Source organism: Kitasatospora sp. NPDC043949, from assembly GCF_056435365.1.
This window is the reverse complement of sequence record NZ_JBWKEQ010000001.1, coordinates 393,954-415,044: the sequence shown is the minus strand read 5'-3', so window position 1 is coordinate 415,044 and position 21,091 is coordinate 393,954. Positions and strand designations below refer to the sequence as shown.

Here is a 21,091-nt window from a genome sequence, read left to right as displayed (position 1 = left end):
CCAAAGTGGTCGTTCTCACCCCGTGAGGACGGCCCGCCAACCCTCCGTAGACTGTGGTCGTGAGTGACAAGGCCGACCCGAACCCGTACACCCTCCGTCCCGCCGACGGCGACACCGACGACACCCTGCGCGATGTCGAGGTGGAGCTCTCCAAGCGCTGGCCGGAGAACAAGCTGGAGCCCTCGCTCGACCGGATCGAGGCGCTGATGGACATCCTGGGCCAGCCCCAGCGGTCCTTCCCCTCCATCCACATCACCGGGACCAACGGCAAGACCTCCACCGCCCGGATGATCGAGCAGCTGCTCAACACCTTCGAACTGCGCACGGGCCGCTACACCAGCCCGCACGTGGAGAGCGTCACCGAGCGGATCACCCTGGACGGCGCCCCGATCACCCCCGAGCGCTTCGTCGAGGTCTACCGCGACGTCGAGCCGTACGTGCAGATGGTCGACGCGGCGCAGCCGGTGCCGATGTCCTTCTTCGAGGTGCTGACCGGCATGGCCTACGCCGCCTTCGCCGACGCCCCGGTGGACGTCGCCGTGGTCGAGGTCGGCATGGGCGGTTCCTGGGACGCCACCAACGTCATCGACGCCGCCGTCGCCGTGATCACCCCGATCGGGCTGGACCACACCGACAAGCTCGGCGAGACCACCGGCGAGATCGCGGTCGAGAAGTCCGGGATCGTCAAGTCCGGAGCCGTCGCCGTCGTCGCCCAGCAGCAGCTGGACGCCGCCCAGAACATCCTGCGTCGCGCCGTCGAGGTCGACGCCACGGTGGCCCGCGAGGGCATGGAGTTCGGTGTGATCCGCCGTGAGCTCGGCGTCGGCGGCCAGCTGGTGACGCTGCGCGGGCTCGGCGGCGAGGAGTACGAGGACGTCTTCATCCCGCTGCACGGCGAGCACCAGGCGCACAACGCGGTGCTGGCGCTGGCCGCGGTCGAGGCCTTCTTCGGCGTCGGCGGCGCCCGAGGCGGGCAGCTCGACGTGGACAAGGTCCGCCAGGCCTTCTCCGGCGTCTCCTCGCCCGGCCGCCTGGAGGTCGTCCGCCGCAGCCCCACGATCGTCCTGGACGCCGCGCACAACCCGCACGGCGCCCGCGCCACCGTCGCCGCCCTGGGCGAGTCCTTCGGCTTCACCCGGCTCGTCGGCGTGATCGGCACCTCCGGGGACAAGGACGTGGCCGGCGTGCTGGAGGCCTTCGAGCCGATCCTCGCCGAGGTCGTCATCACCCAGAACTCCACCCACCGCGCGATGGACGTCGACGAGTTGGCGGCGCTGGCCGTCGACATCTTCGGCGAGGACCGCGTCCAGGTCGAGCCCCGGCTCGACGACGCCATCGCGGCCGCCGTCACCCTCGCCGAGGAGGAGGGCGACCTCGGCGGCGCCGGGGTGCTGGTCACCGGTTCGGTCATCACGGTGGGCGAGGCCCGCCTGCTGCTCGGGAGGAAGTGACATGAGGACCCTCTGCTCCTCGACCCTGATCGGCGAGGCGCTCCTGGCCATGTTCGCCGCGCTGGTCGCGATGCAGCTGTCCAGCGTCTCCACGGCCACGATCTGGATCGTCACCGGGATCGTCATGGCGCTCTGCATCGCGCTCTGCGGCATGATCAACCGCCCTGGTGCGGTGGCCGTCGGCTGGGCGCTGCAGATCGGACTGATCGCCAGCGGCTTCATCCTGCCGACCATGTTCGGCCTCGGTGTGGTCTTCGCCGGCCTGTGGTGGTGCTCGGTGCACTACGGCCGCAAGGTGGACGAGTTCAAGGCCGCCCGGGCCGCCGCCGAGGCGGCCGCCGTACCGGTCTAGGGCCCGGACCGGCGGGCCGACACGCCGCACACGCAAGGTAATCTCTGCCGTGTCGGCTCCCGCCCGTCGGCCCGACTGCCTTGCCGTACCGAATCCCCAGGAGACGCACCGTGTCCCAGCGCACTCTCGTCCTGCTCAAGCCCGACGCCGTCCAGCGTGGCCTGGCCGGCGAGATCATCAGCCGCATCGAGCGCAAGGCCGGCTGGCGGCTCACCGCCGTCGAGCTGCGCACCTTCGACCGGGCGACGCTGGAGCAGCACTACGCGGAGCACGTCGGCCGCCCGTTCTACGAGCCGCTGCTGGAGTTCATGACCTCCGGCCCGTCGATCGCGCTGATCGTCGAGGGCGAGGAGGTCGTCCGCGGCATCCGGATGCTGGCCGGTGCGACCAACCCGCTGGAGGCCGGGGCCGGCACCATCCGCGGCGACTACGCGACGATCACCCGCGAGAACCTGATCCACGCCTCGGACTCCCCGGAGTCGGCCGAGCGCGAGATCAAGATCTTCTTCCCGGCGCACGCCTGAGTCCAGCCGGGCGACACGCCCGAGGGACCTTGGCACTGCCCCGGTCGGGACCATTGGCCCGGCCGGGGCACTTTTATCGTGAAATAAGCAACCAGTGGCGCCGACACGGCGTCCCAATGCCCGGAGAAGCGAACACGCTCCGGACAATGGACGGTATGCCCCGCATCGACGTCCGTACCGCGCCGCGTGACTACGATGGACGCGACTCAAGGGCCCGGTAAGGCAGCTCAGCTGGCTCCGCCCGAGCGTGGGCGCGCTCTCGTCCCACCCCCATGAACTCCGAGCCCGGGAAGGCAACCACACCCCATGGCGAGCAACCTGTCGTTCATCGGCCGCGACTTGGCGATCGACCTTGGAACTGCCAACACGCTGGTGTACGTCAGGGGCAAGGGGATCGTCCTCAACGAGCCGTCCGTCGTCGCGGTGAACACCAACACCGGCGGCATCCTGGCGGTCGGTGCCGAGGCGAAGAAGATGATCGGCCGGACGCCGGGCAACATCGTCGCCATCCGCCCGCTCAAGGACGGCGTGATCGCCGACTTCGAGATCACCGAGCGGATGCTCCGCTACTTCATCCTCAAGATCCACCGCCGCCGCTACCTCGCCCGTCCCCGGGTCGTGGTCTGCGTGCCCTCCGGCATCACCGGGGTCGAGCGCCGCGCCGTGATCGAGGCCTCCTCGCAGGCCGGCGCCCGCCAGGTGCACATCATCGAGGAGCCGATGGCCGCCGCCATCGGCGCCGGGCTGCCCGTCCACGAGGCCACCGGCAACATGGTCGTCGACATCGGCGGCGGCACCACCGAGGTCGCGGTCATCTCCCTCGGCGGCATCGTCACCGCCCAGTCCATCCGGGTCGCCGGCGACGAGCTGGACAACGCGATCGTCCAGCACATCAAGAAGGAGTACTCGCTGCTCCTCGGCGAGCGCAGCGCCGAGCAGATCAAGATGAGCATCGGCAGCGCCTTCGGCCTGGAGGGCGAGAAGGACGAGCACGCCGAGATCCGCGGCCGCGACCTGGTCAGCGGCCTGCCCAAGACCGTGGTCATCTCCGCCGCCGAGGTCCGCGAGGCCATCGACGAGCCGGTCAACTCGATCATCGACGCCGTGAAGACCACCCTCGACCAGTGCCCGCCCGAGCTGGCCGGCGACGTGATGGACCGCGGCATCGTGCTCACCGGCGGCGGCGCCCTGCTGCGCGGCCTCGACGAGCGGCTGCGCCGCGAGACCGGCATGCCGATCCACATCGCCGAGAACCCGCTCGACTCGGTCGCGCTCGGCTCCGGCAAGTGCGTCGAGGAGTTCGAGGCGCTCCAGCAGGTACTGGACGCCTCCCCGCGCCGTTAGCACCACCGAGACATCCGACACTCAACTGAACGGGCTGCCGCCCGGGCCCCACAGCCCGGGCGGCCGACCAGGTACGAAGGGGCAGTACCAGCACCGTGAGGGACACACGAGAGAGCCGGCTGCTGCTCATCCTGCTGGTGGCCGTCGCCTTCGCACTCGTCACCGTGGACATCAAGGGCGGTGAGAGCTCCCCCCTCGGCGGTGCCCGACACGCCGCCGCCAGCGTCCTCGGTCCGGTCGAGCGCGGCGCCGCCACCGTCGTCGACCCGGTCGCCGACACCGTCCGGGCCTTCCGCGACGCCGCGTCCAACAACGGCCGCACCGACCAGCTCGCCCGCGAGAACACCGAACTGCGGCAGAAGCTCGCCTCCTCCGACATGGCCACCGGGCGCACCAAGCAGCTCGACGACCTGCTGCGCACCGCCGGCGCCGGCGGCTACACCGTCAAGGCCGCCCAGGTCATCGCGATCGGCCCGGCCCAGGGCTTCTCCTGGACCATCACCATCGACGCCGGCAGCGACGACGGCCTCACCCGCGACATGACGGTGATCAACGGTCAGGGCCTGGTCGGCCGGATCACCACCGTCGCCCCGACCACCGCCACCGTGCTGCTCGCCTCCGACCCCGGCTTCTCGGCCGGCACCCGGCTGGAGGCCAGCGGCGAGATCGGCTTCGCCTCCGGCGGCGGCACCAGCCCGATGAAGGTCTCGCTGCTCAACGGCAAGGCCCAGGTCAAGGCCGGCGACCGGCTGGTCACCTTCGGCTCGCAGAGCGGCCGCCCGTTCGTGCCCGGCGTGCCGGTCGGCAAGGTCGTCGAGGTCGAGGCCACCCCGGGCCAGCTGACCAAGACCATCCTGGTCGAGCCCTTCGTCCAGTTCACCCGGCTGGACCTGGTCGGCGTGGTGGTCGTGCCGCCGCGCGCCGACCCGCGCGACGCCGTCCTGCCGCCGGCCCCCGCCCAGGGACAGGCCGCCCCGGCCGCGCCCGCCGCCCCGCCCGCCAAGCCCACTGGGGGGAACTGAGCCATGCGCCTCGCCCGCATCCCCGTCTCCGCCGGCCTGATCCTGCTCGGCTTGATCCTCCAGGTCAGCGTCTTCGGCCGGCTCCAGCTCCCGGGGGCCACCCCGGACATACTGCTGCTCGTCGTGGTCGGCCTGGCCCTGGTCTACGGGCCGTCCGGCGGCTGCGTGGTCGGCTTCTCGGCCGGCCTGCTCGCCGACCTCGCGCCGCCCTCCGACCACGCGATCGGCCGCTACGCGCTGGTGCTGTGCCTGATGGGCTACGCCGCCGGGCTGCTGCGCCCGGACCACGGCCGCCAGCGGTCGGTGTCCAGCGCGCTGATGGTGGTGGCCGCCGCGGCGGTCGCCTCCACCCTGCTGTACGCGATGGTCGGCGCCCTGGTCGGCGACACCGCGGCCCGGCACGTCGGCCTCGGCGGCCTGGTGGTCAGCGCCCTGCTGTACGACGTGCTGCTGGCGCCGTTCGTGGTGCCGCTGGTGATGCTGGTCGGCCGCCGCTTCGGGCGCGACCCGGTGACCGCGGCCACCGATGACGACGAGGGCGGCTCCGGTCTGGGCACGCTGGCCCGCTACCGCACCACGCGCGAGGCCTCGGCCGGCCCGTCCTACAAGAAGCGGCGCATGCCCGGCTTCGCCCGGCGCCCGTAACCGGCCCGGCCCCCGACCTCCCGACTTCCCGCATCCTGGAGCGCACGAGACGTGAGCAACATCCCCGAGACCGGCCGTACCCGGCGGGTGACGATCCGTCTGGTGGTGCTGCAGATCCTGGTCCTGTCGCTGCTCGCCACTCTCGGCGGGCGGCTGTGGTACCTGCAGATCCGCAACGCCAGCGTCTACACCGCCAAGGCGACCGGCAACCACATCCGTGAGGTGGTCGAACCGGCCGTCCGCGGCGAGATCCTGGACGCCTCCGGGCGGATCCTGGCCGGCAACGAGGCCCGGCTGGTGGTCTCGGTCAGCCGCACCTCGCTGTTGCAGCAGAAGGACGGCGGCAAGGCGGTGCTCGGCCGGCTGGCCGAGGTGCTGGGGATGCCCGCCAAGGACGTGCAGGAGAAGACCCGGCTCTGCGACGCCAAGACCCCGCAGCCCTGCTGGAACGGCTCGCCCTACCAGCCGATCCCGGTCACCAAGGAGGCGACCACCCAGCAGGCGATGCAGATAATGGAACGCCGCGAGGACTTCCCCGGGGTCACCGCGCAGCCCACCGCCGTGCGCCGCTACACCGGCGCCGAGGGCGCCAACATGGCCCAGGTGCTCGGCTACCTCTCGCCGGTCACCGACGAGGAGGTCGGCAAGACCGCCTCCAAGTCCGGCCTGGACCGCTACCTGCCGGCCGACCAGATCGGCCGGGCCGGTCTGGAGTCGGTGTACGACCGCGACCTGCGCGGCACCGCCGGCATCACCCAGCTGGAGGTGGACAACCTCGGCCGGGTGATCGGCACCGCCGGCACCGCCGCCCCGCAGACCGGCAACAACCTGGTCACCAGCATCGACGCCCGGGTGCAGAAGGTGGTCGAGGACAACCTGGCGCAGGCCATGGCCGACGCCCGGAAGACCTTCGACAAGGTCACCAACCGCAACTACGAGGCCGACTCCGGCGCCGCCGTGGTGATGGACGTCCACACCGGTCGGATCGTCGCGATGGCCAGCGCGCCGACCTACGACCCCAACCTCTGGGTGGGCGGCATCACCGGCAAGGACTACCAGTCGCTGACCAGCAAGGACTCCAACTTCCCGCTGCTGAACCGGGCCATACAGGGTCAGTCCGCCCCCGGCTCGACCTTCAAGGTCGTCTCCACCACCGCCGCCGTGGAGGCCGGCTACTCGCTGGACGGGACGTACGCGTGCCCGAAGAGCATGACCATCGGCGGCCGCGAGTTCAAGAACTTCGAGAGCGAGAACTTCGGCTCCATCTCCCTGGAGAAGGCGCTGGAGGTCTCCTGCGACACCGTCTTCTACGGCCTGGCGTACGACCAGTGGATGAAGGACGGCGGCATCAAGCCGAAGAAGGAGCCGGGCGACTGGTTCTTCAAGACCGCCCACCAGTTCGGCCTCGGCGCCAAGACCGGCATCGACCTGCCCAGCGAGGTCACCGGCCGGGTGCCGGACCGGCAGTGGAAGCAGTCCTTCTACGACAACAACAAGGACGCCTGGTGCGCGCAGGCGCAGAAGGGCGGCACCAGCTTCTCCGACCAGATCGCCAAGGAGAACTGCGTCGACGGCTACCAGATGCGCGCCGGTGACGCCGTCAACTTCGCGATCGGCCAGGGCGACACGCTCGTCACCCCGGTCCAGATGGCCCGGATCTACTCGGCGCTGGCCAACGGCGGCACCTTCTACCGGCCGACCGTCGCCAAGGCGGTGATAAGCCCGAGCGGGGACCTCGTCCGCGAGATCGCCCCGCACGAGGACGGCAAGTTCCCCGGCTCCCAGAAGCTGCTGAGCTACATCGACCAGGCCACCGCGGGCGTCATCACCGGCGGTACCGCCGCCTGGAAGTTCTCCGGCGCCGGCTGGCCGCAGAACAAGATCGAGCTGCACGCCAAGACCGGCACCGCCGAGGTCGAGGGCAAGCAGACCACCTCCTGGCTGACCACGTACAGCAAGGACTACGCGGTCGTCATGACGATAAGCCAGGGCGGCACCGGCTCCGGCGGCTCCGGCGACGCCGTCCGTCGGATCTACCAGGCGCTGTACGGCGTCGACGACAAGGGCAACATCGACAACGGCAAGGCGCTGCTGCCCGCGCCGCAGGCCGAACTGCCGAAGTTCAACCCGGACGGCACCGCGATCGTCAAGCCGGCGGCCTACACCGCCGACACCGGCGACACCGCCAACACCGTCGACCCGGCGCAGGCCGTCGCGGGCCCGGGCCTCCTGGCGGCGCCGGACCAGGCGCAGGGTGTGCCCGGACCGGCGCCGGCCTTCCTGGAACAGGTGCCGGGCGAGCCCGCCCCGGCCTCGGCCTTCCTGGACCCGGCGCAGCCGAACGACCGGCCCGCCCCGGGCACCGCGGCCGAGGCCGCACTCGAACCGAACCGCGGCCCGGGAAGGGGGCGGGCATGACCTCCTACGGCTCCTACCGGCAGCTGCGGCTGAGCCCGCAGCGCAGCGGGGTCTCCAAGGCCCTGGCCAAGGACTCGCCGCTGTGGCGGCTGGACTGGATACTGCTGCTCGCCGCGCTGGCCCTGTCGCTCGGCAGCTCCCTGCTGGTCTGGTCGGCCACCCGCGGCCGGGACTCGCTCACCCACGGCGACCCGCAGTACTTCCTGTACCGGCACCTGACCAACCTGGTCGTCGGGCTGGTGCTGTGCTCGGTGGTGATAGGGATAGGGAGCCGGCGCTTCCGCACCCTCGTGCCGTTCCTGTACATCGGCGTGATCCTGATGCTGCTCGCCACGCTCAGCCCGCTGGGCTCGACCATCAACGGCGCGCACTCCTGGATCCAGCTGGGCGGCGGCTTCTCCATCCAGCCCGCCGAGTTCGCGAAGCTGGCGATCGTGCTGGCGATGGCGGTCGTGCTGTCCGACCAGGTGGACGCGGGGGAGCGGGAGTACCCCTCGCACCGGGCGGTGTTCCGCGGTCTGGTCTGGGCCTTCCTGCCGATGTGCGTCGTGCTGCTGATGCCGGACGCCGGCTCGGTGATGGTGATGGCCGCGATCGTGCTGGGCATCCTGCTCGGCTCGGGGGCGGCCAACCGCTGGGTGCTCGGGCTGCTGGTGGCGGGCACCGGCGGGTGCGTGGCGATCTGGAAGCTCGGGGTGCTGAGCAAGTACCAGATCGACCGCTTCGCGGCCTTCGCCAACCCGCAGCTGGACCCCTCCGGCGTCGGCTACAACACCGCGCAGGCCCGGATCGCGATCGGCTCGGGCGGGCTGACCGGCAAGGGGCTGTTCCACGGGACGCAGACCACCGGGCAGTTCGTGCCGGAGCAGCAGACCGACTTCGTGTTCACGGTGGCCGGTGAGGAGCTGGGCTTCGTCGGGGCGCTGGCGATCATCCTGCTGGTCGGCGTAGTGCTGTGGCGGGCCTGCCGGATCGCCCGGCAGGCGACCGACCTGTACGGGACGATCGTGGCCGCGGGGATCATCGCCTGGTTCTCCTTCCAGGCCTTCGAGAACATCGGGATGTGCCTGGGCATCATGCCGGTGGCGGGCATCCCGCTGCCGTTCGTCTCCTACGGGGGGTCGTCGATGTTCGCGGTCTGGATCGCGATCGGGCTGCTCCAGGCGGTCCGCAGCCAGCGGCCGATAGCGGCCTGAGCCGACTGTCCGTCCGCGCGTCCGTCTGCGCGTCCGTCCGTCGAGGGTCGGCCCGGGAATCTCTCGGGTCGGCCCTCGGTGGTTTTCAACTGGGCTCTGTGGGTGGGTGGTTGCTGCCCGGTTGTGGCGGACCTCGGCCCCGGTCAGAGCAGGCGGTCGGCGGCGGTGAGTGCCGCGCGGACCTGGTGGGCCAGCTGCTCCTGGACCGGCACCCAGCGGGCGCCGAAGCGGTGGTGAAGCAGGCCCAGGCCCTCGGTGACGATGTCGCGGGCCCGGCCCCGGGCCGCCTCCACGGTCGGACCGCCGGTGTCCGCCAGCAGCCGCAGCACCGTCGACGCCACCCGCAGCGGGATCCGGGCCGCTACGATCTCGGCGGTGGTCACCCGGGACACCGTGAGCGGCTCGGCGCACCAGCGGGCCAGCCACTCCTCCGCCACCGACGGGCAGAACTCCAGGGTGAACCCGGCCGCGCGCACCAGCGCGCCGTGCGCCGCCCGGGTGTGCGCGGGCACGTGGGCCAGCAGCCCGGAGAGCTCCTCGGCGCGCTCGCGCAGCGTCCGGGCCGCGGCGCCGACCGCCCGGTCCGCCGCCGGGTGCGGACGGCCGTCGCCGACCGCGTCCACGGCCCACATCGGCACCTCCAGCACGGCCGTCACCCCGCCGTGACGGCCGGCGTACGACCAGGTGGACAGCTCCGGCTCGTCCGGCAGCGCCCGTGACCGGCCCGCGCCGTCCGCCGAGGGCATCAGATAGGTGCCGGGGAAGGGGCTGGCCCAGCCGACCGCGTCGAAGGGGTCGACGTCCAGCGGGATGCCGGCCCTGCGCACCGAGGCGGCGAAGAGCTCGGGCAGCCCGGGCACCGGAGCGGTCAGCTGGATGAAGGCGCCGCCGAAGTCCACCCCGTGCATCGAGCACTGCAGGAACGGGCGCAGCTCGTCGATCAGGCCGGTCAGCGCCAGGCTCTCCGGCATCGGGGGCCGGCCCGCGTCGGCGGCCGGCAGCAGTTCGGGCTGCTCCTCGAACGAGGGGCGGAAGAAGTGCTCGTAGTGCCGGCGCACGGTGAGCGGCCCGTCCAGCCAGCCCGCGTTGAGCGCGGCGCCGTCCGGGTCCAGGCAGAGCAGCAGGTGCCAGGACAGGCCGGGCCGGGTGGGGCGCGCCAGCAGCACCTCGGCCAGCCGCAGGGCGCCGGCCGTGCCGATCGGCTCGTTGGGGTGCGGGCCGCCGACGACCAGCACCGCGCGCGGGCCCCGGTCGACGGACAGCAGCAGCAGCGGGCGCCCGGCCCGCGAGCGGCCCACCTCGCGCAGCCGGCACCGCTCCGGGTGGCGCAGCGCGAGCCGCCGGGCCGCGGCCTCGGCCTGGGCCGGCGCGGGGTAGCGGGCGGCCCGGCTGCCGAGGGGCCGGGGCGGGCGGACCCGCCGGTCGGTGTCGGTCATGGCTCTCCTAGGGCGTGGCCGCGTGGCCGCGTGGCCGCGCGGCCGCCTGGCTTGTCGGGCCGCCGGGGCGCGCGGGGGCGCCGGGGCGCGCGGGGGCGCCGACGGACGCGACCTGCGGGGCCGGGGGGGGGGCGGGGCCCTGCGCGCCGGGGACGGGTCGCCGGGGGAGTCGGCGAGGGTTGAGCGTACGGCCCAACTCCCTTGTCCGGAAGGGGTGCAGAGGTCTCTGGCGGGGCCCTGTCAGTACCGCATGGGTGGTCCGGGCATGTCAACGGCGGACGGCGCCGGGCGGCGGGCGCGCACTGCGTGTGCCGGGGCGGGCCGGGGAGGGGCGGCCGCGCCGGAGCGCGGGCGGGTGCCCGGGCCGGGCGTCGGTGAGCCCGGGGGTGAGCCAGCGGGCCTTTCCCCGGATTGGGCTACCCTTGAGGGTCACCCCTCCCCGCCGTCGCCTGCCGATGCGCGCGGCACCGAATCACGTCGTAAGGGTTCCTAGTACATGACTGTCGAATCGGTCTTCCCACGCCTGGAGGCCCTCCTCCCGCACGTCCAGAAGCCGATCCAGTACGTCGGCGGCGAGCTCAACTCGACCGTCAAGGACTGGGACGCCTGCGACGTCCGCTGGGCGCTGATGTACCCCGACGCCTACGAGGTCGGCCTGCCCAACCAGGGCGTCATGATCCTCTACGAGGTGCTCAACGAGCGCGAGGGCGTGCTCGCCGAGCGCACCTACAGCGTCTGGCCGGACCTCGAAGCGCTGATGCGCGAGCACGACGTCCCGCAGTTCACCGTGGACGCGCACCGCCCGGTGAAGGCCTTCGACGTGTTCGGCCTGTCGTTCTCCACCGAGCTCGGCTACACCAACATGCTGACCGCGCTCGACCTGGCCGGCATCCCGCTGGAGGCCAAGGACCGCACCGACGAGGACCCGATCGTCCTGGCCGGCGGCCACGCCGCGTTCAACCCCGAGCCGATCGCGGACTTCATCGACTGCGCGGTGGTCGGCGACGGCGAGCAGGCCGTGCTCGACATCACCGAGCTCGTCCGCGGCTGGAAGGCCGAGGGCCGCCCGGGCGGACGCGACGAGCTGCTGCTGCGCCTCGCCCGTACCGGCGGGGTGTACGTGCCGAAGTTCTACGACGTGGAGTACCTGGCCGACGGCCGGATCGGGCGCGTCGTGCCGAACGCCCCGGGCGTGCCGTGGCGGGTGTCCAAGCACACCGTGATGGACCTCGACGAGTGGCCCTACCCGAAGCAGCCGCTCGTCCCGCTCGCGGAGACCGTGCACGAGCGGATGTCCGTGGAGATCTTCCGCGGCTGCACCCGCGGCTGCCGCTTCTGCCAGGCCGGCATGATCACGCGCCCCGTGCGGGAGCGAAGCATCACCGGCATCGGCGAGATGGTGGAGCGCGGGCTGAAGGCGACCGGTTTCGAGGAAGTGGGCCTGCTGTCGCTGTCCAGCGCCGACCACACCGAGATCGGGGACATCGCCAAGGGCCTGGCCGACCGCTACAGCGACGACAAGATCGGCCTGTCGCTGCCGTCCACCCGCGTCGACGCCTTCAACATCGACCTCGCCAACGAGCTGTCCCGCAACGGCCGCCGCTCGGGCCTCACCTTCGCCCCCGAGGGCGGCAGCGAGCGCATGCGCAAGGTGATCAACAAGATGGTGTCGGAGGAGGACCTGATCCGCACCGTCGCCACCGCCTACGGCAACGGCTGGCGCCAGGTGAAGCTGTACTTCATGTGCGGCCTGCCCACCGAGACCGACGAGGACGTGCTCCAGATCGGCGCGATGGCGAAGAACGTCATCCAGAAGGGCCGCGAGGTCACCGGCCAGAACGACATCCGCTGCACCGTCTCCATCGGCGGGTTCGTGCCCAAGCCGCACACCCCGTTCCAGTGGGCCCCGCAGCTGTCCGCCGAGGCCACCGATGCCCGGCTGGCCAAGCTGCGCGACTCGATCCGCGGCGACCGCAAGTACGGCAAGAACATCGGCTACCGCTACCACGACGGCAAGCCCGGCATCGTCGAGGGCCTGCTGTCCCGCGGCGACCGCCGCATCGGCGCCGTCATCCGCGCCGTCTACGAGGACGGCGGCCGCTTCGACGGCTGGCGCGAGCACTTCTCCTACGACCGCTGGATGGCCTCCGCCGAGAAGGGCCTGGCCGGCACCGGCGTCGACGTCGACTGGTACACCACCCGCGAGCGCACCTACGAGGAGGTGCTGCCCTGGGACCACCTGGACAGCGGCCTCGACAAGGACTGGCTCTGGGAGGACTGGCAGGACGCCCTGGAGGAGGTCGAGGTCGACGACTGCCGTTGGACCCCGTGCTTCGATTGCGGCGTGTGCCCGCAGATGGACCTCAAGATCCAGATCGGTCCCACCGGGAAGAAGCTGCTGCCGCTGGCCGTGGTCAACGGGGCTGACCCGCAGGGCTAGTTGATGGCGCGGGTGGCGCGGATCGGGTGGGTCCGGGCCGCGTGACGTGCTCGACGTGACGGATGGAGCCCTCCCCGGGAATCGGGGAGGGCTCCATGCGTTCGCCGAGCGGACGACGGCCGGTGCGTGAGGCGCCGGCCGGCGGGTATCGCCGCCGCGTCCTCCGGTCGTCGGGCGGGGCCCGGATGCGGGATCAGCAGGCCCAGTTGGTCGAGGTGCTGATGGAGTCCAGCTTGGCCCAGGTCTGCGCGCCGACCTGACCGTCCTGGGAGAGGCCGGTACAGGCCTGGAACCGCAGCACCCTGCTCAGGGTGTCCTGTCCGAACGCGCCGTCGACGTTCAGGGGGGTGGTGTTCAGGGAGGAGTTGAGCTCGCACTGCAGGGCCTTGACGGCGTCGTTGTGCTCGCCGCCGCGCAGCAGCGGCTCCCAGGTCGTGTAGGTGGTCCCGCAGTAGCTGCCGGCCTGCGCCGCGGACGCGCTGCCCGCCGTGGCGACGCCGCCCGCGAACAGGAGGCCGGTCACTGCGAGGCCGGCGAGGATCTTGCGCATGGAGGTTCCCTTCCTCATGCCGCACACCCCCGGTGTGCGGTCGGTGGGTCCGGGTGAGTCGCACTCGGACGGCTCGAATCCTGCCTAGCGGGCGGGCGTCCCAACACGGAGGAACGGCATCAGGGATGTTCCGGGAATTTTCCCGCCGCCGGACGAGGGCCTCAGAACGGCCCGCCACCTGCGGGGACGTGCTCGCCGTGGGTGGCCGGGGGGTTGCGGGCGCCGCCCCCTCGGTCGGAGCGTCCCGGCCGGGGGCGTCGGGGTGCGGCTGACCAGGGGCGGGACGAGGGGGGTGGCGGGGCGCGTACCCTTTGAGGTGACAGAGTCCGGACAGCGGCGGCAGCCGTCGCGCCGGACGGGGACAACTGACTAAGGACTGAGCGACCCTGGCACGCCGTACGCCCGACGGTCCTCCGCCCGCGCCGACGGTGCAGCGGATCCGTCTCCGCTACACCAAGCGCGGCCGGCTCCGCTTCACCAGCCACCGCGACTTCCAGCGTGCTTTCGAGCGCGCCCTGCGCCGGTCCGCCGTGCCGATGGCCTATTCGGCCGGCTTCACCCCGCACCCGAAGGTGTCCTACGCCAACGCGGCCCCGACCGGGGTGGCGAGCGAGGCGGAGTACCTGGAGATCGGCCTGGCCGCCCTCCGTGACCCGGAGGAACTGCGGGCACAACTGGACGAGTCGCTGCCGACCGGACTGGACGTGATCGACGCGGTCGAGGTCCGGACGCCGAACTTCGTGGAGCGCCTGGAGGCCTCCGAGTGGCTGCTCCGGCTGGACGGCGTCGAGCCGCAGGAGGCTGCCCGCGCGGTCGCGGTGTTCCTCGCCGCGGAGCGGGTCGAGGTCGAACGCGTGACCAAGAACGGCGTGCGGGTCTTCGACGCGCGCGGTCCGGTGGCGGTGCTCGAGATCGCCGCGCCGCAGGTCGTCGACGGTGCGGACACGGCGGCCGAAGCGGACCGCAATGTTCGGACCGGCCGTGCCTGTGCGATACTGCGCCTGGTAGTACGACACGCCACACCCGCCGTACGACCCGACGACGTATTGTCCGGTCTCCGTGTGACGGCCGACCTGGCGCCGCCGGTCCCCGCAGAGGTGACCAGGCTGGCGCAGGGGCCGCTCGACGAGGAGTCCGGCACGGTGACCGACCCGCTGGCGCTCGACCGCGCCGCGGCTCCGGCCGGCTGACAGCCGCCGGGGTTCGCGGGGCCGCGTCCGCCTGACGGGCGGAGGCCGGGCCCAGTGCCTCACTGGGCCCGACGGTCCTCCAGGTTCCCGCGGCTCCCCAGGGGAGCGAGCGTCGTCGCAGCACAGGCCGGCCACCTGAGGCCCGCCGACCAGGAAGGTCGGTGGGCCCGGGAACCCCGTCCGGGAGCCACCCGGGGTTGGGGAACGGCGCAGCTTGGGAAAACCACAGAAGACTGGTCAGACCAGAAGACTTTCGACACCCCGCCGAGCGGCGGGGCGCCGAGCGAGACTACGAGCCCCTGTGCGGCCTCGCGTCCGCGCGGCGGCACCGTGAAAGGGTCCGGCCCGAGCATCGTCACGATGCCGGCCGGCCACGGGTGCCGTGCCGTGCCCGGATGTGGAGCCCGGGGGCCTGACGGGAGATCCACCCGCATGCTCGATAACACCGATCCGCAGCAGAACGCGGCGACGGAACAGAACGAGACCGCCGCGACCGGCGGCGAGGGCACCTCCGCGGCGCCGCCGCGCCGCCGTCGCCGTGCGGTGTCCCGCCCGGCGGGCACCCCGCAGGGTGCGGCCGCCGAGACGGCCGAGACGGTCATTCCGGCCGAGGCGCCCGTCGCCGAGGCGCAGGCCGCACCGGCCGCCGAGCCGGTGGCCGAGAAGCCGGTCCGGGCCCGCCGGACCCGCAAGCGCGCCGAGGCTCCGGCCGGGACGCCGGAGACGACCCCGGTCGTGGCCACCGAGCCGGCCGCCGCCGAGAAGACGACCGCGAAGGCGAGCGCGAAGGCGACCGCGAAGCCGGTCGAGAACGCCGCTGAGCCGGCCGCCGAGCCGGTGGCCGAGAAGCCGGTCCGGGCCCGCCGCACCCGCAAGCGCGCCGAGGCGCCCGCCGGGGCGCCGGCCGCCGCCGAGACCCCGGCCGAGGAGCCCGCTGCCGCCGCCCCGGTGGCCGAGGCCCCCGCCGCCGAGGAGGCTGCCGAGGAGGCCCCCGCCGCTCCGGCCCGCCGGGCCCGTCGCCGCCGCGTGGTCGAGGCCGCGCAGGTCGTCGAGCCCTCCGTCGAGGAGCCCGCCGTCGCGGAGGAGCCTGTCGAGGAGGAGCCGGTCGAGGAGCCCGTGGCCGTCCAGCCCGCGCCGGCCGCCGAGCCGACCCACCGGGTGCGCCGCCGTGCGGTCCGCCCGTCCACCGCGATCTTCCAGGCTCCGGTGTTCCAGGAGCCCGCCGCCGGCCCGGCCCCCGCCGCGCAGCCGCAGGCGCCGCAGCAGCCCGCCGCCGCTCCGGCGCCGGTGGAGGCTCCGGTCGCCGCGCAGCGCGAGGAGGACGAGTTCGAGTACAGCGGCGTCGGCCGCCGCCGCCGGGTGCGCACTTCGGTGCGGGTGCAGCCGCCGAGCCGTTCGAAGGCCGCCGAGAGGAAGGCCGCCGAGAAGGCCGAGAAGGCTGAGAAGGCCAAGGTCATCGAGCGGGCGAAGGCCGCCGAGAAGGCGAAGCCGGTCGAGCGGGTCGTCGAGGTGCCGGTCGAGGCGCCCGTCGTCGAGGCCCCCGTCGCCGGTCCGGAGACCGAGGGCGAGTGGGAGGACGACCGTCCGTCGCGCCGTCGCCGTCGGGGCGGCCGCCGTCGTCGCCGTGGCGAGGCCGAGGAGTTCGAGGCCGAGGCCGTCGAGACCGGGCAGTCCGTCGTCGAGGAGCCGACCGCGGACGTCGAGGAGGACGTCGAGGACGACGACGACCTGGCCGCCGGCCTGTCCTCGTCCCGCCGTCGTCGCCGTCGTCGCCGCCGCAGCGGTGAGGCCGGTGCCGTCGAGACCGCCGAGACCACCGAGGACGGGGTCCGCACGGTGGTGAAGGTGCGCGAGCCGCGCCGCCGTTCCACCGAGCCGTCCTTCGACCCGGACGAGGTGCAGTCCATCAAGGGCTCGACCCGTCTGGAGGCGAAGAAGCAGCGCCGCCGCGAGGGCCGCGAGCTGGGCCGCCGCCGGGTGCCGATCATCACCGAGGCCGAGTTCCTGGCCCGCCGCGAGTCGGTCGAGCGCGTCATGGTGGTGCGCCAGAACGGCCAGCGGACCCAGATCGGCGTCCTCGAGGACGGCGTGCTGGTCGAGCACTACGTCAACAAGGAGCAGGCCACCTCGTACGTCGGCAACGTCTACCTGGGCAAGGTCCAGAACGTGCTGCCGTCGATGGAGGCCGCCTTCGTCGACATCGGCAAGGGCCGCAACGCCGTGCTGTACGCCGGCGAGGTCAACTTCGGTGCGCTGGGCCACGGTGGCCCGCGCCGGATCGAGTCGGTGCTGAAGTCCGGCCAGTCCGTGCTGGTGCAGGTCTCCAAGGACCCGATCGGCCACAAGGGCGCCCGCCTGACCAGCCAGATCTCGCTGCCCGGCCGTTACCTGGTCTACGTGCCCGAGGGCTCGATGACCGGCATCTCGCGCAAGCTCCCCGAGAACGAGCGCGCCCGGCTGAAGCAGATCCTCAAGAAGATCGTCCCGGACGACGCGGGCGTCATCGTGCGCACCGCCGCCGAGGGCGCCTCCGAGGACGAGCTGACCCGCGACGTCCAGCGGCTGCAGCAGCAGTGGGAGGACATCCAGAAGAAGGCCGCGACCGGCAACGCCCCCGCGCTGCTGTACGGCGAGCCGGACATGACCGTCCGGGTCGTCCGCGACATCTTCAACGAGGACTTCACCAAGGTCATCGTCTCCGGCGACGAGGCGTGGAGCACCATCCACGACTACGTCTCCAACGTGGCCCCGGACCTCGCCGAGCGGCTCCAGCGGTGGACCTCCGAGGTGGACGTGTTCGCCACCTACCGGATCGACGAGCAGCTGATGAAGGCGCTGGACCGCAAGGTCTGGCTGCCCAGCGGCGGTTCGCTGGTGATCGACCGCACCGAGGCGATGGTCGTCATCGACGTCAACACCGGGAAGTTCGTCGGTCAGGGCGGCAACCTGGAGGAGACGGTCACCCGCAACAACATCGAGGCGGCCGAGGAGATCGTGCGCCAGCTGCGGCTGCGCGACCTCGGCGGCATCATCGTGATCGACTTCATCGACATGGTGCTGGAGTCCAACCGGGACCTGGTGCTGCGCCGACTGCTGGAGTGCCTGGGCCGGGACCGGACCAAGCACCAGGTGGCCGAGGTCACCTCGCTGGGCCTGGTCCAGATGACCCGCAAGCGGGTCGGCCAGGGCCTGTTGGAGTCCTTCTCCGAGCCGTGCGTGCACTGCAACGGCCGCGGCGTGATCGTTCACATGGAGCAGCCGAGCGCCCACGTCCACACCCCGGCCGTGTCGGCCGAGGCGGCCGCGGGCAGCAGCAAGCGCCGTCGCCGGGGCAAGGGCGGGGCGGCCGTCGAGGAGCCGCAGGCCGTCGAGGCCGCGGTGGCCGAGGTGGTCGTCGAGGGCGAGCCGGTGCGCGAGGAGATCGAGGGCCAGCTGGCCCTGGAGGTCCCGGGCGTCGAGGCGGAGGCCGTCGAGGAGGCCCCGGCCGCCCAGCCGGACCTGGTCGAGATCCCCGCCGCCCCGGCGGCTCCGGCCGGCCGCACCCGCCGCCGCGCGGTCCGCAAGGCGACGGCTCCGGCCGGGGCGCCGGGCGAGGCCGAGATCGTGGTGCTCCAGGCGCGGGCCGACGCGGCGCTGGAGGCGGCCCTGGAGGCCGCCAACCCGGCCGCCCCGGCCGTGGTGACGCCCGAGGCCGTCGAGGCCGTGGAGGCCGTCGTCGAGGCTCCCGCGGAGGAGGCCCAGGCCGTCGAGACCGCGGAGGCCGTCGTCGAGGCTCCGGCGGCGGAGGCCCCGGCCACCGAGGCCGAGGCCGAGGAGCCGCCCGCGGAGGAGGCCCCGGCGCCCAAGAAGCGGGCCGCCCGCAAGACCGCCGCGAAGAAGACCGCCGCCAAGAAGACGACCACGGCGGCCAAGAAGACCACCGCCCGCAAGACCGCGACCAAGCGGACGAGCGCGGCGGCCAAGAAGGCGGCGGCCGCCGAAGGTGATACGGCGGCCGAGTAGTGCCCACGCGCCCGGGGCGGGACCCTTCCCGCCCCGGGCCGTACGGGCCGGTTTGCCCCCCGGGCGGCCGGTCCGTATTCTTGACCCTCGGCGTGTCTACGCCACACGCTCCCGAGCACATCACCTTCCCGAAGCGCCGCGTTCGCGCGGCAGCGGGCGGGGAGAGGCCCCTGTGTCCGTACCCAGGTGGCTGGCGTCGGGAGTTCCGACCGAGTAAGGAAAGCAGGTACCGCATGTACGCGATCGTTCGCGCAGGCGGCCGCCAGCACAAGGTCGCCGTCGGCGACGTGCTGGAGATCGACCGTATCGAGGCCAAGCCGGGTGACTCGGTCGAGCTCTCGACCATCCTGATCGTCGACGGCGAAGCCGTCACGTCCGACCCGTGGGTCCTGGCCGGTGTGAAGGCCCACGCCGAGGTCGTCGACCAGACCAAGGGCGACAAGATCGTCATCCTGCGCTACAAGAACAAGACCGGCTACCGCCGTCGCCAGGGTCACCGTCAGAAGCACACCGCGGTGCGCATCACCAGCATCGACTCGGTCAGCAAGTAAGGGGATAGCGAGATATGGCACACAAGAAGGGCGCAAGCTCTACCCGCAACGGCCGTGACTCGAACGCCCAGCGCCTCGGCGTGAAGCGCTTCGGCGGCCAGGTCGTCTCCGCCGGCGAGATCCTCGTGCGCCAGCGCGGCACCCACTTCCACCCGGGTGCGGGCGTCGGTCGCGGTGGCGACGACACCCTGTTCGCGCTGACCGCGGGTGCCGTGCAGTTCGGCACCCGCCGCGGCCGCAAGGTCGTCAACATCGTGGCCTCCGAGGCCTGAGTCACACCAGACTCACAGTGAAGGGTGGGCCGGAATGTTCCGGTCCACCCTTCATGCTTTACGCAGGTAGCAGCAGACTTTCGCACACTGGAGGCACACCATGACCACCTTCGTGGACCGCGTCGAACTTCACGTCGCCGCGGGTAACGGGGGCCACGGCTGCGCCTCCGTGCACCGGGAGAAGTTCAAGCCGCTCGGCGGCCCCGACGGCGGCAACGGCGGCGAGGGCGGCAGCGTCATCCTCACCGTCGACGCGCAGATCACCACCCTGCTGGAGTACCACCACTCGCCCAAGCGCAAGGCCACCAACGGCAAGCCCGGCGCGGGCGGCCACCGCACCGGCGCGGACGGCGGCGACCTCGTCCTGCTGGTGCCGGACGGCACCGTGGTGCTGGACCGCAACGGCGAGGTGCTGGCCGACCTGGTCGGGCACGGCACCAGCTTCGTCGCCGCCCAGGGCGGCCGTGGCGGCCTCGGCAACGCCGCGCTGTCCTCGGCCCGCCGCAAGGCGCCCGGCTTCGCGCTGCTCGGCGAGCCCGGCGAGGCCCGCGACATCGTGATGGAGCTCAAGTCCGTCGCCGACGTGGCCCTGGTCGGCTACCCGAGCGCCGGCAAGTCCTCGCTGATCTCGGTGCTCTCGGCGGCCAAGCCGAAGATCGCGGACTACCCGTTCACCACCCTGATCCCCAACCTCGGCGTGGTCACCGCCGGCGACACCGTCTACACCATCGCCGACGTGCCCGGCCTGATCCCCGGCGCCAGCCAGGGCCGCGGCCTGGGCCTGGAGTTCCTGCGGCACGTCGAGCGCTGCTCGGTGCTGGTGCACGTGCTGGACTGCGCCACCCTGGAGCCCGGCCGCGACCCGCTGACCGACCTGGAGACCATCGAGGCCGAGCTGGCCGAGTACGGTGGTCTGGAGGAGCGCCCGCGCCTGGTCGCGCTCAACAAGGTGGACGTGCCGGACGGCCAGGACATCGCCGACCTCACCCGGGAGTCCCTGGAGGAGCGCGGCTACCGGGTGTTCGAGGTCTCCGCCGCCTCCCGCAAGGGCCTTCGCGAGCTGAACTTCGCGCTGGCGCAGATCGTCGCCGAGGCGCGCGCCGCCAAGCCGGTCGAGGAGTCGACCCGGATCGTGCTGCGGCCCAAGGCCGTTGACGACGAGGGCTTCACCATCACCGAGGAGGACGGCGCCTACCGCATCCGCGGCACCAAGCCGGAGCGCTGGGTCCGCCAGACCGACTTCTCCAACGACGAGGCCGTCGGCTACCTCGCCGACCGGCTGGCCCGCCTCGGCGTCGAGGACAAGCTGTGGAAGGTCGGGGCGCACGAGGGCGACACCGTCATCATCGGCCCGGACGAGAACGCCGTCGTCTTCGACTGGGAGCCGACCATGGCCGCCGGCGCCGAGATGCTCGGCCGCCGCGGTGAGGACCACCGCCTGGAGAGCCCGCGCCCGGCGGTCGACCGCCGCCGCGAGAAGCAGAAGGGCCGGGACGCGGCCGAGGCCGAGTTCCTCGCCTTCGAGGCGCTCTCCAGCACCCGCCCGGCCGCCATCGACGAGGGCGACGACGAGGAGTGACCCGGCCGGCGGGACGCGTCCCGAGCCGGCCTGGGCGAACGGCCCCCACCACCCTCCGGGGCGGTGGGGGCCGTTCGCGTGTCCGGCCCCCGTTCGGAACCGACGGGACGTCACTTTCG

At 72.6% G+C, this 21,091-nt stretch carries 16 protein-coding genes; 14 read left to right on the top strand and 2 right to left on the bottom strand.

Translation table 11 applies throughout. From position 1 onward, the window contains the following. Window positions 1–59: 59 nt before the first annotated feature. From folC to rodA, 8 genes are all read left to right on the top strand, one after another. On the top strand, window positions 60–1,451 hold the full coding sequence (folC, locus tag AC07AL_RS02015; protein WP_363586425.1) for a bifunctional tetrahydrofolate synthase/dihydrofolate synthase: 1,392 nt from the start codon (window positions 60–62) through the stop codon (window positions 1,449–1,451). Window position 1,452: 1 nt separating this feature from the next. Continuing rightward, window positions 1,453–1,803, top strand: coding sequence for a DUF4233 domain-containing protein (locus tag AC07AL_RS02010; RefSeq protein ID WP_063347563.1), 351 nt, complete (start codon window positions 1,453–1,455; stop codon window positions 1,801–1,803). Window positions 1,804–1,913: 110 nt separating this feature from the next. Then, a complete protein-coding gene (gene ndk, locus AC07AL_RS02005; RefSeq protein WP_063347562.1) occupies window positions 1,914–2,327 on the top strand; it encodes a nucleoside-diphosphate kinase in 414 nt (137 codons plus the stop codon). Between the two features lie 318 nt (window positions 2,328–2,645). Then, entirely contained in the window at window positions 2,646–3,671 is a 1,026-nt protein-coding gene (locus AC07AL_RS02000) for a rod shape-determining protein (protein WP_031076009.1), read from the top strand. A gap of 95 nt (window positions 3,672–3,766) precedes the next feature. Next, on the top strand, window positions 3,767–4,693 hold the full coding sequence (mreC, locus tag AC07AL_RS01995; RefSeq protein WP_363586424.1) for a rod shape-determining protein MreC: 927 nt from the start codon (window positions 3,767–3,769) through the stop codon (window positions 4,691–4,693). Between the two features lie 3 nt (window positions 4,694–4,696). Next, a complete protein-coding gene (mreD, locus tag AC07AL_RS01990; RefSeq protein WP_363586423.1) occupies window positions 4,697–5,338 on the top strand; it encodes a rod shape-determining protein MreD in 642 nt (213 codons plus the stop codon). A gap of 51 nt (window positions 5,339–5,389) precedes the next feature. Continuing rightward, window positions 5,390–7,756, top strand: coding sequence for a penicillin-binding protein 2 (mrdA, locus tag AC07AL_RS01985; RefSeq protein WP_478316490.1), 2,367 nt, complete (start codon window positions 5,390–5,392; stop codon window positions 7,754–7,756). Continuing rightward, window positions 7,753–8,952 (top strand): rod shape-determining protein RodA, encoded by a 1,200-nt coding sequence (gene rodA / locus AC07AL_RS01980; RefSeq protein ID WP_363586421.1) that lies wholly within the window; start codon window positions 7,753–7,755, stop codon window positions 8,950–8,952. Before mrdA ends, rodA begins: the two co-directional genes overlap by 4 nt. 143 nt (window positions 8,953–9,095) lie before the next feature. Here the strand turns inward: rodA and AC07AL_RS01975 are convergent, their stop codons facing one another. Beyond that, window positions 9,096–10,388, bottom strand: a complete 1,293-nt coding sequence (locus AC07AL_RS01975) for a M14 family zinc carboxypeptidase (RefSeq protein ID WP_363586420.1) — start codon at window positions 10,386–10,388, stop codon at window positions 9,096–9,098. A 496-nt stretch (window positions 10,389–10,884) separates the two neighbouring features. Between AC07AL_RS01975 and AC07AL_RS01970 the strand changes: the two genes are divergently transcribed. After that, on the top strand, window positions 10,885–12,828 hold the full coding sequence (locus AC07AL_RS01970) for a TIGR03960 family B12-binding radical SAM protein (protein ID WP_363586419.1): 1,944 nt from the start codon (window positions 10,885–10,887) through the stop codon (window positions 12,826–12,828). Between the two features lie 193 nt (window positions 12,829–13,021). Here AC07AL_RS01970 and AC07AL_RS01965 read toward each other — a convergent pair whose 3' ends face one another. Continuing rightward, complete coding sequence (locus AC07AL_RS01965) at window positions 13,022–13,396, bottom strand: peptidoglycan-binding domain-containing protein (protein WP_363586418.1); 375 nt, start codon at window positions 13,394–13,396, stop codon at window positions 13,022–13,024. 410 nt (window positions 13,397–13,806) lie between these two features. On the opposite strand from AC07AL_RS01965, the gene AC07AL_RS01960 reads away from it, so the two are divergent. The 5 genes from AC07AL_RS01960 to obgE all read left to right on the top strand — a co-directional run bounded on the left by AC07AL_RS01960 (window position 13,807) and on the right by obgE (window position 20,972). Next, window positions 13,807–14,568: a TIGR03936 family radical SAM-associated protein gene (locus AC07AL_RS01960; RefSeq protein ID WP_363586417.1), complete on the top strand. Its 762-nt coding sequence runs from the start codon at window positions 13,807–13,809 to the stop codon at window positions 14,566–14,568. 432 nt (window positions 14,569–15,000) lie between these two features. Further along, a complete protein-coding gene (locus tag AC07AL_RS01955; protein ID WP_363586416.1) occupies window positions 15,001–18,570 on the top strand; it encodes an Rne/Rng family ribonuclease in 3,570 nt (1,189 codons plus the stop codon). Window positions 18,571–18,803: 233 nt separating this feature from the next. Then, window positions 18,804–19,121, top strand: a complete 318-nt coding sequence (gene rplU, locus AC07AL_RS01950) for a 50S ribosomal protein L21 (RefSeq protein ID WP_280677087.1) — start codon at window positions 18,804–18,806, stop codon at window positions 19,119–19,121. A gap of 14 nt (window positions 19,122–19,135) precedes the next feature. After that, complete coding sequence (gene rpmA / locus AC07AL_RS01945; RefSeq protein WP_360211510.1) at window positions 19,136–19,393, top strand: 50S ribosomal protein L27; 258 nt, start codon at window positions 19,136–19,138, stop codon at window positions 19,391–19,393. Between the two features lie 100 nt (window positions 19,394–19,493). After that, a complete protein-coding gene (gene obgE / locus AC07AL_RS01940; protein WP_363586415.1) occupies window positions 19,494–20,972 on the top strand; it encodes a GTPase ObgE in 1,479 nt (492 codons plus the stop codon). The last annotated feature ends 119 nt before the right edge of the window (window positions 20,973–21,091 follow it).